Genomic DNA, 15,000 nt, shown 5'->3' on the forward strand with positions numbered 1-15,000 from the left:
CCCGCCGTCAGGGTTGCGGTGAGGGCGCCAGCGGGGCGTTCATATCGTTGACCAGCCAGCGGTCGCCGGACTTCTCCATCCGCATCACCATCGACAGCTGGCCAGGGGCGGGCTGTCCCTGGGTCCCGAGGCTGGTGATGGTCTGGCCAATCACCACGATGGCCTCCGCCGAGGTCTGATCACCGGACTTGATCGCGCACTGCACATCGCTGGCCGCCGATACCACCTGCCCCTGCGCGAGCACCTCCCGCAGTTCCTGGCTGGTGGCTTCGAACTGCTTGCGCCAATCGCCGGTGGCGCCGTCGAGCACCGCGCTGAAATACGGGTCGAGATTCTTGGCGTCGTAGTTGGCCAGCACGGGTGCGTACGCGCAGGCGGCCTGGCGGGCTTCCTCCTGCGCGGCCAGCACCGCTTCCTTGTCACGATCCTGCATGTAGAAGTACAGGGTGGACGCGGCACCGGCGACCAGCAGCAATGCCACCGCGCACCGGGCCGCGAGGACGCGCATGCCGGGGCGCTGGCCGTCGCGGTGGGCGAGCACCGCGGACAGTCGACGTAGGGGGCGCTTGCGCGATCCGGTGACCGTCTCCGCTGTGGTCACCTCCGAATCGATGTCGCCGGGGGTGGCGTCGGTGGTCTTCGACAGGTTCGGCGCGGTGCGCTCGACCGCGACGCTCAGCACGTTCACCGCATCCTTGGCGGCAGGGTCAGTTTCGTTGGTGCTCATACTGTTTCGGTCCTATCTGCCGGGGATCGGGCGGGAGAGTTCGTTGCCGGTTGCGCCGGGCGGTGGGCCCGCGGTGTTGTCGGGGACATTCGGGCGCGGCGCGTTGGCGGAGCCGCGGATCTGCAAGGCCGGGTCGTTGGTGATGCAGTAGTTGTAGAGACGCACCCGGGTGTCGGTGGTCGCATTGGTGGGGACGACGGGGATGGTGTCGTATTCGCAGGTCGGGCGCGGCCACGGGTCCACAAGGGTGTGGTAGGCGCCGTCGTGGGCGGGAATGCCGATGGCGGCCGAGCCTTCGCGCAGCGCGGGGAAGAGCGCGGCGATGGCGGGGGCGCGCAGCTTGGCCGCTTTGGTGATGGCGACGAAGTTGGTGACCAGGTTGGTGATCGGGTCCTCGGTGGCCTGCACGAACCCGCCGAGGGTGGCGAGCTGATCGGGCGCCAGGTCCAGGAACCGGCGCACCTCCTGGTCAGCGGCGGTGAGCTGGTCGAACAGCGCGCCCGCGCCGGTGGTGAGGGTGGTCAGGTCGGGCTGGGCGTGCGAGGTGGTCTCGGCGATGACGCCGAGATTCTCGATCAGCTGACGGGTCTGCGGCAGCAGCTCGTTGAGCCCGGCCATGGCCCGGCTGATCCCGGAGATCATGTTGCGCAACCGATCCGGGCCACCCGCCAGTGCCTTGTCCAGCTCGTTGACGATGACGGTGAGCCGCTCCGGGTTGAGCCCGCCGATCAGTCCGCTGACATTGGTCAGCACCGACTGCACCGACACCGGCGTCGAGGTGTGGGCCATGTCCACCACCGCGCCGTCCTGCAAATAGGGGCCGGAATCGGCGTCGGGCCGGAAGTCGAGATACTGCTCACCCGCCGCGGACAGCCGGCCGACGGCGACCGTGCCGCCCACCGGGATCTTGGCCGACGAGTCGATCTCGGCTACCGCCGCGATCCCCGTCTCGGTGACTCGTACATCGCTGACCCGGCCGACCCGGGTGCCACGGAAGGTGACGTCGTTGCCCGGCAGCAGGCCACCGGAACCACGCAGCTCGACGGTCACCGCGTAGCTGTTGGGCAGCGGGTTGATCCGCAGCACCTCGGCACCCAGGTACCAGGAGCCGAGCACGAGGATCACCACCAGCCCGAGGTTCGCGACCGCCACGCGGCGGCGAACCAGGTAATTCCACAGCGGGATATTCACCGCTCACCACCTTGCGGGGCCGGCTGCGGCGCGGGCGCCGGCTGTCCGGGCACCGGCTGCGGCGGGCTGGTGACCCGGCCGATCACCTTCTGGATCACCTGCGCGAGGCTGCCGATGAACGCCGGTACATCGCCGACCTCGGGCAACCGGCTGCCGGTGGGATCGGTCAACGCGCCGACGCTCAGGTACGACACCGTCGCCGCGACGGCCAGCGTCGGGCCTTCCAGCGTGGCTTCCAGCGACGGATAGATGGAATGGAACCGCTCGAGCAGCTGCCCGAGATCGCCACCCATCTGGGTGAAGCCCGACATCAGCTGCTGGATGCTGTCGAACAGGCTCACGAAATCCTCGCCGGTGGTGTTGGTGAAATCGCCCAGCGCGGCCATGGTCACCGACACCTTGTTGATCAGCGCCGAGATATCGCGATTGTTCTCGGCCACCAATCCGAGCAGTCCGGGGAAGGTATCGGCGGCCTGACCCAACTCGGCCTTGCGCGCGGCCAGTTCACCGGTGAGCACATTCACCCCCGACAGCACACTGTCGATATCGCCGGTGCGGGCATTGAGCGCGGCGAGCACGCTGGTGAGTTCGGTGATCATGTGTGCCAGCTGGGGTGCGCGGCCGCCGAACATCGAATCCATCTGCGCGGTGATCTCGGCGGCCTGATTGAGCCCGCCGCCGTTGATCAGCATCGACACCGACACCATGAGCTCTTCCACCGAGGCGCCTGCGCCGGTGTGGTCGGTGCCGATGATGTCGCCGGGTTGCAGCAGTTCGGTTTCCGGGGTGGCCGGTGGCAGCGTCATCGCGATGAAGATGTCGCCGAGCGGGGTGGCCTGGCGCAATTCGGCGGTGGTGCCGCGCGGCAGTTTGATGTCGTCGCGGATGAGCATTTCCACGTCGGCGATGAAATTGGTGGTGGAGATATCGGTGACGACGCCGATATCGGTGCCGCCGATCTTCACGTGCGCGCGGTCGGGCAGATTCAGCGCGTCGCGGAACGCGGCGCGAATGGTGTAGCCGGGGCCGCCGATACCGGGTTTGGGCATCGGCACGTTCTCCACCGTGATGCCGCAGCCGGTGGCCGCGCCCACGGTGAGGATCACCGCGCACGCGCCCAATGCCTGGCGGATCAGCACTGTCCTGCGAATCATCACTCTCATTTCGTGAGTCCGAGCAAGGCGGCGGTCAGCCCGAAATCGGGACCGAAATCCTGGATCTTGCCGGTGCGGCAGCCGTCGGAGCGCATCTGCACGCGCTCGCAGAACAGCGACAGCACCTCACTGTCGAGCACCGCCTTGTCCAGCAGGCCGTGCAGCCGCAGTGCGCGATGCTCGCGGCTGACCGCGTTGGAGAAGTTCTCGAAGAACAACGGCGCCACATCGACCAATTCGGTGAGACCACGGGCGTTGGCGCGCATCTGCGCGGTGATGGTGGTGAACCGCTGCAACGCACCGGCCAGCTGATCGGAATTCTGGCCGACCACCGAGGAGGTGTTGTTGACGAAATCGTTGAGCTGGGTCAGCACCGCTTGCAGGCCGGGTGACTGCTCGCCCATCAACTGCACCAGTTCGGTGAGCCGGCCGCTGAAATCGCGGACGGTCTGATCGTTGGTGGCGATGATCTGGGTGATCTCGTTGAGTTTGATGATGGTGTTGGCGATCTGGTCCTTGTTGGCGAAGGACACCTCGAAGGCCGACGACAAGGCGTCCAGGGTGGCGCGCAACCGGTCGCCATTGCCTTCCAGCAACGGGAACAGCACTCGGCTCGCCATCGGGCCCTGCGCGTTATCGCCCTTGAGCGCGGCGCCGAGCTGATCGAAGTTCTCCAGAATCCGGTCCAGTTCCACCGGCACCCGGGTGCGGGCCAGCGGAATGTGGGCGCCGTCGGTGAGCAGCGGGCCCTCGCCGGAATACGCGGGCGCCAATTCGACGTGCCGGTTGGTGATCAGCTGCGGCGAAACGAGCGCGGCCATCGCGTTTTCCGGGACCTTGACGTCCTTGTCGATGGCCATGGTGACCTGGACGTAGCTGCCCTTGGCCGTCACCGTCTCCACGCGGCCGACCGGGACGCCGAGAATCGCCACCTCATTGCCCGCGTACAGGCCGGCGACGTTCTCGAAATCGGCGCTGATACGCAGATGTTCGCCGAGATACTGATCCGGCAGCGCACTGATGCTCTCGGGCAGCAGCGCACATCCGGCTGCCAGTGTCGCCGCGACACACAGTGCGGCCGTGCGCACGATCGTGCGAATTCTCATGAGCTGCACCCCTGAATGGCCTGGGCGAAACACAGCCAGTTGTCCGGCAGGATCCACGGCGCCCAGACATCGCCGTAGGGTCCATTACCGAGGGCATTGTTGAACTGGCGCAGGGCCACCGGCATGATCTCGTAGAGCCGGTCCAGGTTGTCCCGGTTCTTCTCCAGACCTTGGGTCATGGTGTTGAGATTCTGGATCAGCGGCCCGAGCTGATCGTTGTTCTCGATGCCCATCTCGCGCAGCAGCGCCGACAGCGCGGCCACATTGTCGAGCAATTGCCGCAGCAGGTTCTGCCGCAGCGCCACCGCGTTACCGATCGCCTCACCGCGAGTCAGCAGCAACAGCACGCTGTTCTGATTGTCGGCGGCCAATTGCGAGACCTGATCGAGGCCCTTCAACAGCACGTCGACCTCGTCGCGGCGATCATTGATCACCTTGGCGAGCGCGCCGATACTGTCGAGCGCGGTGATCGCCAGCTCCGGCGAATCGCCCATCTGCTGGTCGAACAGATCCAGCGCGGTGCGCAATTTCTCCGGGTCGATGCGTTCGATGCGTTCGAACGAGGACTTGTATTTCGGATCCTGGATCACCTTGCCCAGGTTGTAGGGCACCGAGGTGTTCTCGATCGGAATCCGGTTGTCCGGCAGACCTTTACCGTCGCCCGGTGTGAGTTCGATATGCAGCCTGCCGAGAATGGTCGACATCTTGATCGCCGCGCGGGCGTTCGGGCCCAGCCGCATATCGCGGCGGATGCGCAGGTCGACCACGACCTTGTCGTCGACCAGGTTCACCGCCTGCACCGCGCCGACCTCGATACCCGACACGTCCACCGTCGCACCCGGCCGCAACCCGGCGGCTTGGGCGAACTCGACCTGAATGGTCTTGTCCGACAGGCGCGCCTGCGAAATCACGCTCAACCCGACCAGCAGCAGCACCACCGCGGCGGCCGCGCCGAAACCCAGCCACAGGAACCGATTCGAGGAATATCTCGGCAGTCGTATTCGCGCCATCACCGGCACACCTCCGATTGGGATTCGCCACCGACCTGCGAGAACAGGCCCGGCGGCAGCAGCACGCCCCACAGCGACACATCCAGGCGGCAGATATAGGCATTGGCATAGGCGCCGTAGCTGGTGAACCGGGCCAGGCCATTGAGCACATTCGGCAATTCGATCGCCGCCTGATCCAGTGCGGCACCATTGAGCAGCAGCAACGCCACACCGCTGGTTGCCATGTCCTGCGCCCGCGCCATATCCGGTTTGACCTGTGTGATCAGCCCGACCAGCGCATCGGTGGAGGTCGCCACCTGATCCACCGAACTCTTCAGCGATTCACCCTCGGTATACAACGCTTCCACCAGTGATCTGGCCTGGGTGATGAGCGTTTCCAGCTCCTTGCTGCGATTGGCCAGGCCGGCGATCACACTGCTCAGATTGGTGATTACCTGCCCGAGAATCTCGTCACGCGCGCCGAAGGTGGTGGCCAGCTCGGCCGCCTGAGTGATCAGCGCGCTCAGCGATACGCCGTCGCCCTGGAGCGCTTGAATCAGCGTCTCCGACAGCGAATTCACCTGATCCGGCTGCAGGACGCTGAACAGCGGCTCGAAACCGGACAGCAGCGCGGAGACGTCGAACGACGGTTCGGTGCGCTCGAGCGGGATATAGCTGCCCGGTTCCAGCACCGTGCCGTCGCCCTCACCGGGAATCAGCGCGATATAGCGCTGGCCGATCAGATTCTGATACCGCACCAGCGCTTTGGTGGTGGTGGTCAGCCGCTGCCGGTCCTGGATCCGGAATTCCAGGCGGGCCTTGTAGTCGTCTTCGAAATCGATGCTGTCGACCCGGCCCACCCGCACCCCGGCCATGCGCACATCGTCGCCGACGCGCACGCCGAGCACATCGGAGAACGTCGCCGAATAGCTGTGCGTATCGCCGGAGACCGACCGCTGCAACGTCGACCAGATGGTGTAGGTCAGCACCACCGCCAGCACCGCGAACAGGCTGAACCCGATCAGCGCCTTGCCCGACTTCATGCGTAGACCTCCACGGATCCACCGGCCAGCAGCGGCGTCAGCAGCAGCAGCTGCGCGGCATTGGGCTTACCGCCGACGATCTCGGCGACCGCCGCGTGACCGCGCACCGTCGTCACCGGGCGGGGGCCCGATGCGGGGAGCGGGACCATGCGCCGGGGTCCGGCCGGGATCGATGCCGAAGCCGGGGCTGCGCCGGACGACGCGGGTCCGCCAGGGGCGGCGGCTGGGGCAGCACCATTCGGTGCGGTGCCCGTGGGGGTACCGCCATTGGGCGCGGAATCAGCAGGTCCAGGCGTCGACCCTCCCGAGCCGGGCACACCGGCCGCAGGCGCGGCACCGGCAGGTCCGGGCGCACCAGGCAGCGGGGCCGTGATTCCGGGAATCGCCGGCAGACCGGGGATGAAAGGCAGGCCGGGCACGGCCGGCGCGCCGGGTTGCGCGGGCGCCGGGGGAACTCCCGGCACCGGAATCGCCGCCGGAGCCGGGCCCGCGGAATCGAGCCGGCGCGGCAGCATCTGCGGCGGATACTCTTGCGGCGGCGCCACTGTCGGCACCGTCGGCCCACCGCAGCGCGGGCCGGTCATCTCGCCGTAGCGCGGGCAGTCCTCGGCGGTGTACTGCTGGAACGGGGTGAACGAGACGTCCATTTTCCACACCATCTGCTTGCGTGGGCCGAACCGGAACACCGACTGCATCTTGCCCAGGGTGGCGTTGAGGTTGGCCGCGGTGTACGGGATGGCTTCGGGGTCGCGGGCCAGCGAGCCGAACAGTTCGTCCAGGCCGGGCACCAGTTCCTTGGCCGCGTTCGGGTTGCGGGCGAACAGGCTGTTCACCGAGTCCACCGCGCCACTGGCATTGGCCAGCAGGGCGATGAGTTTGTCGCGGCGTTCGGTGAGGGTGCGCGCCGTCGTCACCGATTCCGACAGCACGCCCACCAGCTCCGGCGCCGACTGGCTCAACGCGGTGGTGGCGCGGCCGAGATCGCCGAGCAACTCCCCCACCCCGTCGATCGCGCGCACCTGGGTGATCCAGTTGTCGAGGCGTTCGATGGTGGAGCCGGGAACCCGGGCGCCGGGGTCGAGGGCGGCGGAGAAGGTCGCCAGCACCCGGCCCAGCTTCTCGGGCTGGATATTGTCGAGCACGTCGCGCAGCACCGTCAGCGTGGTCTGCAATTGGACGGTGCCCGCGCTGGTGTCCTCTTCAATGGTCGAACCCGCGCGCAATACGCCCTCGGACGGGCCGTTGTCGACCAGTTCGATCGCGGTGACGCCGAACAGGTTGTTCGGAATCACCCGGGCGGTCACATTGTCCGGAATCGTCTCGGCCGCCACGGGTTTCAGGTCGACGGCCACTTCCTGACGTTGCCCGGCCGCCACCACGTCGACCGCGCTGACCGCACCGACCACCATCCCGCGGAACTTCACGTCCGCGCGGGCCGGCAAGCCGTCACCGGTGCTGGTGAGCGTGACGGTGACGGGCACCTTCGCCTCGAAGTAGCCGGTGTAGCGCAAGGCCAGCAGGCCGAGCAGCACGATGACGGTGGCCAGCACCGCCAGGCCGGACAAGGTCAGCTGACGAGCGGTGGGACCGCGCCCACTCGGATCCAGAATCATCGCCGCCTACCCCGAGATCCGGAATCCGGGGTCGATACCCCAGATCGCGAGGGTCAGGAAAAGATTCGCGAACACCATCACGACGATGACCATCTTGATCGCCTGGCCGGCCGCCACGCCGACGCCTTCCGGGCCGCCGGAGGCGAAATAGCCGTAATAGCACTGGATGAACGTCGACAACATCACGAAAACGATCACCTTGAGCAGCGAGAAGAACACATCGGGACCGATGAGGAACTGGAAGAAATAGTGGTCGTAGGTGCCCGCCGAGGTACCGCCGAGAAACAGCACCGACAGCTTCGTCGCCAGATACGCCGTGGCAAGGCCGATGCTGTAGAGCGGAACGATGGTCAGCGTGGCCGCGATCATCCGGGTGGTCACCAGGTACGGCAGCGGGCGAATGGCAATGGATTCCAGTGCGTCGATCTCCTCGGAGATCCGCATCGAACCCAGTTGCGCGGTGAACCGGCAGCCGGCCTGAATGGCGAAGGCCAGCGTGGCCAGGATGGGCGCCAGCTCACGGGTGGTGGCGAAACCGGAGATCGCGCCGGTCAACGGGCCCATGGTGAGCAGATTCAGCGCGGAGAACGACTCCATGCCCACGGTGATGCCGCCGAACGCGCACAGGATGATCACCACACCGGCGGTGCCGCCGCCGACGATCAGCGAGCCGTTGCCGAAGCCGACGTCGGCGGTCAACCGCAGCACTTCCTTGCGGTAATGGCGCAGTACGAACGGAATCGCGGCCACCGCCTGGAAGAAGGTGATCGCCTGGTGGCCCACCCGGCGATTGGCCTGGACCGGGATCGCGGCCGCCGCACCGGCCATCCGCACCGGTTTCAGCGCGGGCGGGGTGTAGGAGCTGCCCACCTCAGATCACCTTCGTCGGAAACAGCGTGTTGTACAGCTGGGTCAGAATGATGTTGGTGGCGAACAACATCAGCGCCGAACTCACCACCGCCGAGTTCACCGCATTGGCCACACCACCGGGGCCGCCCTTGGCGTGCAGTCCGATATCGCAGGCGATGATGGCGGTGAGCAGACCGAACACCGCCGCCTTCACCAGCGCGACGATCAGATCGTTGGCCACGGCGAAGGAGGCGAACGAACCGATGAACGAACCGGGCGTCCCCGACTGCGCGTACACATTGAACATGTAGGCGGTCGCGAAGCCGACGAAGACGATGAACCCGCACAGCAGCATGCTCACCAGCACCGCCGCCACCAGGCGCGGCGCGACGAGCCGGCGCACCGGGTCGACGCCCATCACCATCATCGCGTCGATCTCCTCGCGAATGGTGCGCGAACCCAGATCGGCGCAGATGGCCGAACCGACCGCGCCCGCGATCATCAGCGAGGTCACCAGCGGCGCGCCCTGGCGGATGATGCCGAGACCGGCCACCGCACCGATGAAGGTGGTCGCGCCGACCTGATTCACCAGCGCACCGACCTGGATCGACACCACCACCGCGATCGGGATGGCGACGAACACCGTCGGCGCTGCGGACACGTTCGCCATGAAGGCGCACTGCTTGATGAATTCCTGGAACGGGAACCGGCGCGTGAAAATAGCGCGGAAGGTCTCGATGAGCGCGTCGCGACCGAGGGTGACCTGACGGCCAAGCGTTTCCAGCGACCGCTGCGGATGCCGTTGCCACAAGCCTTTGGCATCGGCGATCGCCTGCTCGAGATCGGTGGGCGGAGCGGGTTTTTCGACGGTCGTCATCGACTCTGCATTCCCTTCGCGGCCACGTCGCCGCCGAGCTGATGCTGGAGTTCGACCAGCCCGTACCCCACCACCGCGATACCGGCGGCCACGGTGCTCAGCACGGCCAGCCACAGCCCGAATCGCAGAATCGGGTTCACTTTCATCCGCCCGCCGAGAATCTTGATGCCGATCACCAAGATGTCGATGAGCCACACCAGGATCATCATCAGGTCATGCACACATTCGCGAAGGTGAGCACCGGCCAGCACACGATGGAGCCGAGAAACGAGACGACGACGTCGATTCCGTGCATATCGCGCAGATGACTGGTGTGCGTCAGCGTCCAGATCACGCCGATCAATCCGTATGGAATGCCGAGGATGATGAGTGTCCCGAGGAATTCGGAGACCTTCATCTCGTAGCTGAATATTCGATCCAGCTTCTTGAGCATCGACCTAGTCCTTTCCTGCCGGCCCCGTCCGGCGCACGATCCCCGCCGCCGCGCGCAGTCGGCGCGCCGTGTGTGTCCGGCGCGCCTCCCAACCGGTCCGGCTGGATCGGTATGTTACGCACCATTCCGCTCGATACGGAAGCGATTCGACAAGATTCCATCCAGCTATGGCGAGATTGGCCAGACCAGCCAGGCAAGATGCGGGACGAGCAGCACAACAAGTTATCGACTGTTCGCTGCCCAAACCGGCCTTGCGAGGAAGAATCGCGAGTAACATAATGGGCGCAGTGGCACCCGGAGAGCTCGCACTCGGCTCGTCCGGCGCACCGGCAAGAGAACGGATATATGCCCATGACCGCAGTCGCGCGATCCTTCGAGCAGGATGGTCTGCCACCGCTGACCACCGAGCAGACCCGTATCCCCATCGGCACCCACCACCGGCCGTTCACCAAGCGCCCGCTGGCACTGACCGACGCCCTGGACTTCTGGAGCTTCGGCGGCGCCGCCGCCAATGTCGTGATGCAGATGGCGCGCCCTGGCGTCGGCTACGGCGTCGCGGAGAGCCGGGTGGAATCCGGTGCGCTGATGGTCCATCCGTGGAAGCGGGCGCGGACCACGACGCAGTATCTGGCGGTGTCGATCCTGGGCACCCAGGAGGAGAAGGACGCGTTCCGGGAAGCGGTCAATGTGGCGCATCGGCAGGTGCGTTCGGGCCCGGACAGCAAGGTGAAGTACAACGCCTTCGACCGCCATCTCCAGCTGTGGGTAGCGGCGTGCCTGTTCATCGGATTCGAAGACACCTACCAGCTGCTCAACGGCAAGATGACCGAGGAGCAGGCCGAGCAGTTCTATCAGACCTCATCGCCGCTGGCGACCGGGCTCCAGGTGCCGCGGGAGATGTGGCCGGCTACCCGCAAGGATTTCGACGCGTACTGGAACGAGATGGCGCGCCAGGCCGTGCTCGACGATTTCGTGCGCGGCTACTTGGATGATCTGCTGAATCTGCGGATGATCCACTGGTATCTGCGGATCCCGTTCCGTGGTCTGCTGAAGTTCTTGACCATCGGATTTCTCGCGCCGTACTTCCGCGAGCAGTTGCGGGTGGAGTGGACCGCGGCCGATCAACGGCGCTTCGACAACCTTTTCCTGTTCGTCGGTTTCGTCAACCGGTTCATTCCGCGGTTCCTGCGATTCGGCGGTTCGCATGCGCTGATGGTGGATCTGCGCCGACGGATGCGGAAGCAGAAGAGTTTGATCTGAGACGCACCCGGATCCGGCGGCGCAGCGTGGGGCCGCCGGATCCGGGTGATCGACCGCTGCCCCGGACCGCTAGCGGCCGGGGCAGCTGGTGTGTTCACCGCCGGACGTAGATGCCCACCAGGTCCTTGAGCGCGCGGTTCTCGCCGTGCAGTTCCTCGAGCGCGATACGCAGGCGGCGCACCTCGTTGGCCAGGTCGTCGGCGCTGCGGTGGCCGAATTCCGGGTCGCCGACCGGCGTTACCGTCGAGGCCGGGGGCGCGGTCACCGCGACCAGCTCGGCGGCGCGCTGCTCGGTGGCCGGGGCCGGCTGCTCGGCGGCGGGTGCCGGCTGCTCGGTGGCGGGTGCCTCGGCCACCGCGGTGAGTTCCTCGACAACCGGGGTGGGCTCAGGCTCGGCGACCAGCGTCGCGGCGGCGGCCGGTGCGGCCTGAAGACGCGCGGCCGCCTTCTTCGCCGGGGACGAGCCGTTGGCCGACGCGGCCCGCTTGCGAGCGGTGGCGGCCCGAGCCTTCGGTGCCTTCTTCACCACGCGCTTGCGGGGCGCGGGGGCGGCTTCGGCCGGGGCGGGCTCTTCGGCCGCCGCCGCACCGTTGGCCGAGGCGGCGGCCTTGACCCAGTTGGTGAGGGCGCCCACCGACGGCCAGCCCGCCTTCTGCACCACTTCCTCGCACGCCGCGTTCAACGACTTACCCTCGGCGCGGAGCTTTTCCACCTTCTTGACTGCCCTGGCTTTTTCCGCATCGGTGAATCTCTTGGCCATTGTCGCCGCTCCTGCTATCCAGATCATGGTCATGTCACCCGGTATCGAACACAGATGACAGCACAGCCAGTGCCGTGCGAAACATAACGGATATACCCGATTCCATGCCAATCAAGACAATCTCTGGAACTGCGGGTGGAATTCTCCAGGAGCCGGACGGCGGTGTGATCGGCGCGGCGGTAGGCACGTTAATCGTTGTGCTGGAACGGTTTCGATATCAGCACCAGGGTGAAGTGTGATCGTCGGCGGCGATACCGAAACCGTCAGCAGCGCTATCTCCTACTGTGCCGCTAGGCCGGCGTCACCGACACGGGAACACCATTGAACACCGCATTACCGGAGGGACGGTCGACCACCGTGTCATCAGTGAGCACATTGGTGTTCACACCGGCATGCTCGCGCGCCACCCGTTGACCGCCAACGGTGTGGCCCCAGCCGTGCGGCAGGCTCACCACGCCGGGCATGATCGCCTCGGTCGGTTCCAGATCCACGGTGAGTTCGCCCGCCGCCGATTTCACCACCGCGTGCTCGCCGAGGCCGAGCCGGTCGACGTCATCGGGGTGGATGTGCAGCGTGCACCGGTTCGTGCCGCTCACCAGGCGCGGCATATTGTGCATCCAGCTGTTGTTGGAGCGCAGGTGGCGGCGGCCGATCAACACCATCTCCGGTGCGGCGGCGGCCAATCCGGTGCGCAGGCGGTCGACATCGGCGAGCAGCTGCGGCGGTGCGAGTTCGACGCGACGGGACTCGGTGCGCAGTACCTCGGGCAGCCGCGGCTGGAGCGGGCCGAGATCGACGCCGTGCGGGTTGTCCAGCAAGGTCGCCAGGGTGAGGGTGCCGCCGTTCCACGCGCCGTACGGGCCCAGGCGCAGCATCATGTCGATGCGCTGCTCGGTGGTGTTCGCACCGATCAATTCGCTGCGGCGGTCGGCAAGACCGGCTTTGTGCAAGGTGCCCGCGATGACGAATTCGTCGAAAGCGGTGAGGGCGTCGCGGCCGTCCGCGCCCCGGTGATCACCGCCGGTGACCGCGGCGGCCAGGCGGGCGATGACCGCGGCCTCCGACGGCCGCTCGCCCAGCGGCACCAGCGGCCGCGAGTAGCGCGCGTAATTGCGGACCGCGAATTGCAGCAGCGCGAAATCGTAATGCGGTGATTGCAGCGGACGCGGCGGCGGCAAGATCACATCGGCATGACGGGTGGTCTCGTTCAGATAGCAGTCCACGCTCACCATGAACTCGAGTCCGGCGAACGCGGAATCCAGGCGGGCGCCATTGGGTGCCGACAGCACCGGATTTCCGGCGACCGTGATCACGGCCCGCACCTGGCCCTCGCCCGGCGTGGTGATCTCGTCGGCCAAGGTGGCGACCGGGAATTCGCCCATCGCCTCGGGCAGTTCACGGACCCGGCTGGTCCAGCGGCCCAATCGGAATGCTTTGGTGCGCACGATCCCCAGCGCCGCGGCCGAGGCGAACATGACCCCGCCCGGTGCGTCCAGATTTCCGGTGAGGGTATTGATCACATCGACCAGCCATTGGGTGACCGTGCCGAATTCGGTGGTGCAGGTGCCGATCCGGGCATACACCGCGGCGGTGGGCGCCTCGGCCAGTTCACGGGCCAGCCGGACAATCGTGTCCGCGGGCACGCCGGTGCGGCGGGCGACCACATCCGGTGCGAAATCGGCGGCGGCCGCGCGCACCTCGTCGAGCCCGTGCACCGGCGTCCGCAGGTCGACGAGGTTCTCCGCGAACAGCGTGTGCACGATCCCGAACAGCAGATACGCGTCGCTGCCCGGCCGGACGAACAGGTGCTCGTCGGCCAGGTCGGCGGTGCGGGTGCGGCGTGGATCCACCACGACCAGCCGCCCGCCGCGCGCCCGCAGCGCCTTCAGCCGGCCCGGGAAGTCCGGTGCGGTGCACAGCGAGCCGTTGGATTCCATCGGGTTCGCACCGAGCATCAGCAGGTAATCGGTGCGGTCCAGATCGGGCACCGGGATGGCGAGCGGATCGCCGAACATCAGCCCGCAGGAGACCTGCTTGGGCATCTGATCGGCGGTACTGGCCGAATACAGGTTCTTGGTGCCGAGCCCGCGGATCAAGGCCGGGACGTACAGCGCGCCGGCCACGCTGTGCGCGTTCGGGTTGCCCAGGTACAGCGCGGCCGACTGCTTGCCGTACTCCGCCGTCACCGCCGGGAACCGTTCGGCGATGAGGTCGAACGCGTCGTCCCAGGAGACGGCGCGCCAGGTTCCGGTGGCGCGGTCGCGGACCATCGGCTCGGTGAGCCGGTCCGGATCGCCGTCGAGGGTGCCGAGGCTGGCGCCCTTCGGGCAGAGGAAGCCCTGGCTGAACGGGTCCTGCCGGTCGCCGCGGACCGAGAGCACCCGGTCGTCGCGGTCGAGGGTCAGCTCGAGGCCGCAGACCGCCTCACACAGCGGACAGGTGCGAAGGCCGGTCCGGGTGAGGTCGGCGGGCCGGTCGGTGGATTCGGTGGACGCGCGCGTTGCCATACCTCATCGTCGCGCGGGCTGACGGTCGATGAGAAGGATTCGGTCTAATTTCTCGCGCGTAGTGGGTGGCTCGCCGCGGGCGGCTACCAGGGTTGCCGCGGTGCGAGGCCGGGCTCACCGTCGACCCGCAGCCGGGCCACCGCGAACCCGCAGCCGAGCTCACCGCTGCCCCGCGGCGGGCTCGCCGTCGGCTGCCGTACCGCGACGGGCAGCCGACGGCGTGATGGGCCAATCGTCGGTGAATTCAGTTCGCTTCGACCGCCATGGCCCGGACCAGCGATTTCGGGCGCATATCGAGCCAGTGCGCTTCGACGTAGTCCAGGCACGCCTTGCGGGTGGTGGGGCCGTGAGCGATGGTCCAGCCGCCGGGGACGGTGGCGAAGGTGGGCCACATGGAGTGTTCGCCTTCGTCGTTGATGAGGACGTAGAACCGGGCGTTGTCGTCGTCGAACGGGTTGGTCATGATGGGCCTTTCGGTAGTGCGGCAGGGG

The 15,000-nt window shown here is 66.9% G+C and carries 16 protein-coding genes; 2 read left to right on the top strand and 14 right to left on the bottom strand.

What is annotated here, in order from left to right; translation table 11 throughout:
- Positions 1–7: 7 nt before the first annotated feature.
- The 11 genes from NOCYR_RS24140 to NOCYR_RS24190 are packed head-to-tail and all read right to left on the bottom strand — an operon-like array spanning position 8 to position 9,982.
- A complete protein-coding gene (locus tag NOCYR_RS24140; protein ID WP_014353030.1) occupies positions 8–727 on the bottom strand; it encodes a hypothetical protein in 720 nt (239 codons plus the stop codon).
- A 12-nt stretch (positions 728–739) separates the two neighbouring features.
- Positions 740–1,918, bottom strand: a complete 1,179-nt coding sequence (locus NOCYR_RS24145) for an MCE family protein (RefSeq protein ID WP_014353031.1) — start codon at positions 1,916–1,918, stop codon at positions 740–742.
- Entirely contained in the window at positions 1,915–3,072 is a 1,158-nt protein-coding gene (locus NOCYR_RS24150) for an MlaD family protein (protein ID WP_048834426.1), read from the bottom strand. The genes NOCYR_RS24145 and NOCYR_RS24150 overlap by 4 nt, the downstream gene beginning before the upstream one ends.
- A gap of 5 nt (positions 3,073–3,077) precedes the next feature.
- Positions 3,078–4,178: an MCE family protein gene (locus NOCYR_RS24155; RefSeq protein WP_014353033.1), complete on the bottom strand. Its 1,101-nt coding sequence runs from the start codon at positions 4,176–4,178 to the stop codon at positions 3,078–3,080.
- Complete coding sequence (locus tag NOCYR_RS24160; protein ID WP_014353034.1) at positions 4,175–5,188, bottom strand: MCE family protein; 1,014 nt, start codon at positions 5,186–5,188, stop codon at positions 4,175–4,177. Before NOCYR_RS24160 ends, NOCYR_RS24155 begins: the two co-directional genes overlap by 4 nt.
- The gene (locus NOCYR_RS24165) at positions 5,188–6,210 is read right to left on the bottom strand and encodes an MCE family protein (protein ID WP_014353035.1); all 1,023 of its coding nucleotides are present in this window, start codon (positions 6,208–6,210) and stop codon (positions 5,188–5,190) included. The genes NOCYR_RS24160 and NOCYR_RS24165 overlap by 1 nt, the downstream gene beginning before the upstream one ends.
- Positions 6,207–7,823 carry an MCE family protein gene (locus tag NOCYR_RS24170; protein ID WP_014353036.1) on the bottom strand — a complete coding sequence of 539 codons (1,617 nt, stop codon included), beginning with the start codon at positions 7,821–7,823 and terminating at the stop codon, positions 6,207–6,209. The genes NOCYR_RS24165 and NOCYR_RS24170 overlap by 4 nt, the downstream gene beginning before the upstream one ends.
- Positions 7,824–7,829: 6 nt before the next feature.
- Positions 7,830–8,693, bottom strand: coding sequence for an ABC transporter permease (locus NOCYR_RS24175; RefSeq protein WP_014353037.1), 864 nt, complete (start codon positions 8,691–8,693; stop codon positions 7,830–7,832).
- Between the two features lies 1 nt (position 8,694).
- Positions 8,695–9,549: an MlaE family ABC transporter permease gene (locus NOCYR_RS24180; RefSeq protein WP_014353038.1), complete on the bottom strand. Its 855-nt coding sequence runs from the start codon at positions 9,547–9,549 to the stop codon at positions 8,695–8,697.
- Entirely contained in the window at positions 9,546–9,758 is a 213-nt protein-coding gene (locus NOCYR_RS24185) for a hypothetical protein (RefSeq protein WP_014353039.1), read from the bottom strand. Before NOCYR_RS24185 ends, NOCYR_RS24180 begins: the two co-directional genes overlap by 4 nt.
- Positions 9,758–9,982, bottom strand: coding sequence for a hypothetical protein (locus tag NOCYR_RS24190; RefSeq protein ID WP_014353040.1), 225 nt, complete (start codon positions 9,980–9,982; stop codon positions 9,758–9,760). The genes NOCYR_RS24185 and NOCYR_RS24190 overlap by 1 nt, the downstream gene beginning before the upstream one ends.
- Positions 9,983–10,333: 351 nt before the next feature.
- On the opposite strand from NOCYR_RS24190, the gene NOCYR_RS24195 reads away from it, so the two are divergent.
- The gene (locus tag NOCYR_RS24195) at positions 10,334–11,242 is read left to right on the top strand and encodes an oxygenase MpaB family protein (RefSeq protein WP_014353041.1); all 909 of its coding nucleotides are present in this window, start codon (positions 10,334–10,336) and stop codon (positions 11,240–11,242) included.
- 94 nt (positions 11,243–11,336) lie between these two features.
- Here NOCYR_RS24195 and NOCYR_RS24200 read toward each other — a convergent pair whose 3' ends face one another.
- Positions 11,337–12,002 carry a hypothetical protein gene (locus tag NOCYR_RS24200; protein ID WP_014353042.1) on the bottom strand — a complete coding sequence of 222 codons (666 nt, stop codon included), beginning with the start codon at positions 12,000–12,002 and terminating at the stop codon, positions 11,337–11,339.
- 104 nt (positions 12,003–12,106) lie between these two features.
- On the opposite strand from NOCYR_RS24200, the gene NOCYR_RS30860 reads away from it, so the two are divergent.
- A complete protein-coding gene (locus tag NOCYR_RS30860) occupies positions 12,107–12,241 on the top strand; it encodes a hypothetical protein (protein ID WP_269147595.1) in 135 nt (44 codons plus the stop codon).
- 51 nt (positions 12,242–12,292) lie between these two features.
- On the opposite strand, the gene NOCYR_RS24205 is transcribed toward NOCYR_RS30860, so the two are convergent.
- Both NOCYR_RS24205 and NOCYR_RS24210 read right to left on the bottom strand, forming a co-directional pair.
- Positions 12,293–14,509 carry a molybdopterin oxidoreductase family protein gene (locus NOCYR_RS24205; RefSeq protein WP_014353043.1) on the bottom strand — a complete coding sequence of 739 codons (2,217 nt, stop codon included), beginning with the start codon at positions 14,507–14,509 and terminating at the stop codon, positions 12,293–12,295.
- A 244-nt stretch (positions 14,510–14,753) separates the two neighbouring features.
- Complete coding sequence (locus tag NOCYR_RS24210) at positions 14,754–14,972, bottom strand: MbtH family protein (RefSeq protein ID WP_014353044.1); 219 nt, start codon at positions 14,970–14,972, stop codon at positions 14,754–14,756.
- Between the last annotated feature and the right edge of the window lie 28 nt (positions 14,973–15,000).

The organism is Nocardia cyriacigeorgica GUH-2, from assembly GCF_000284035.1.
In the GTDB taxonomy this organism is placed as follows: domain Bacteria; phylum Actinomycetota; class Actinomycetes; order Mycobacteriales; family Mycobacteriaceae; genus Nocardia; species Nocardia cyriacigeorgica_B.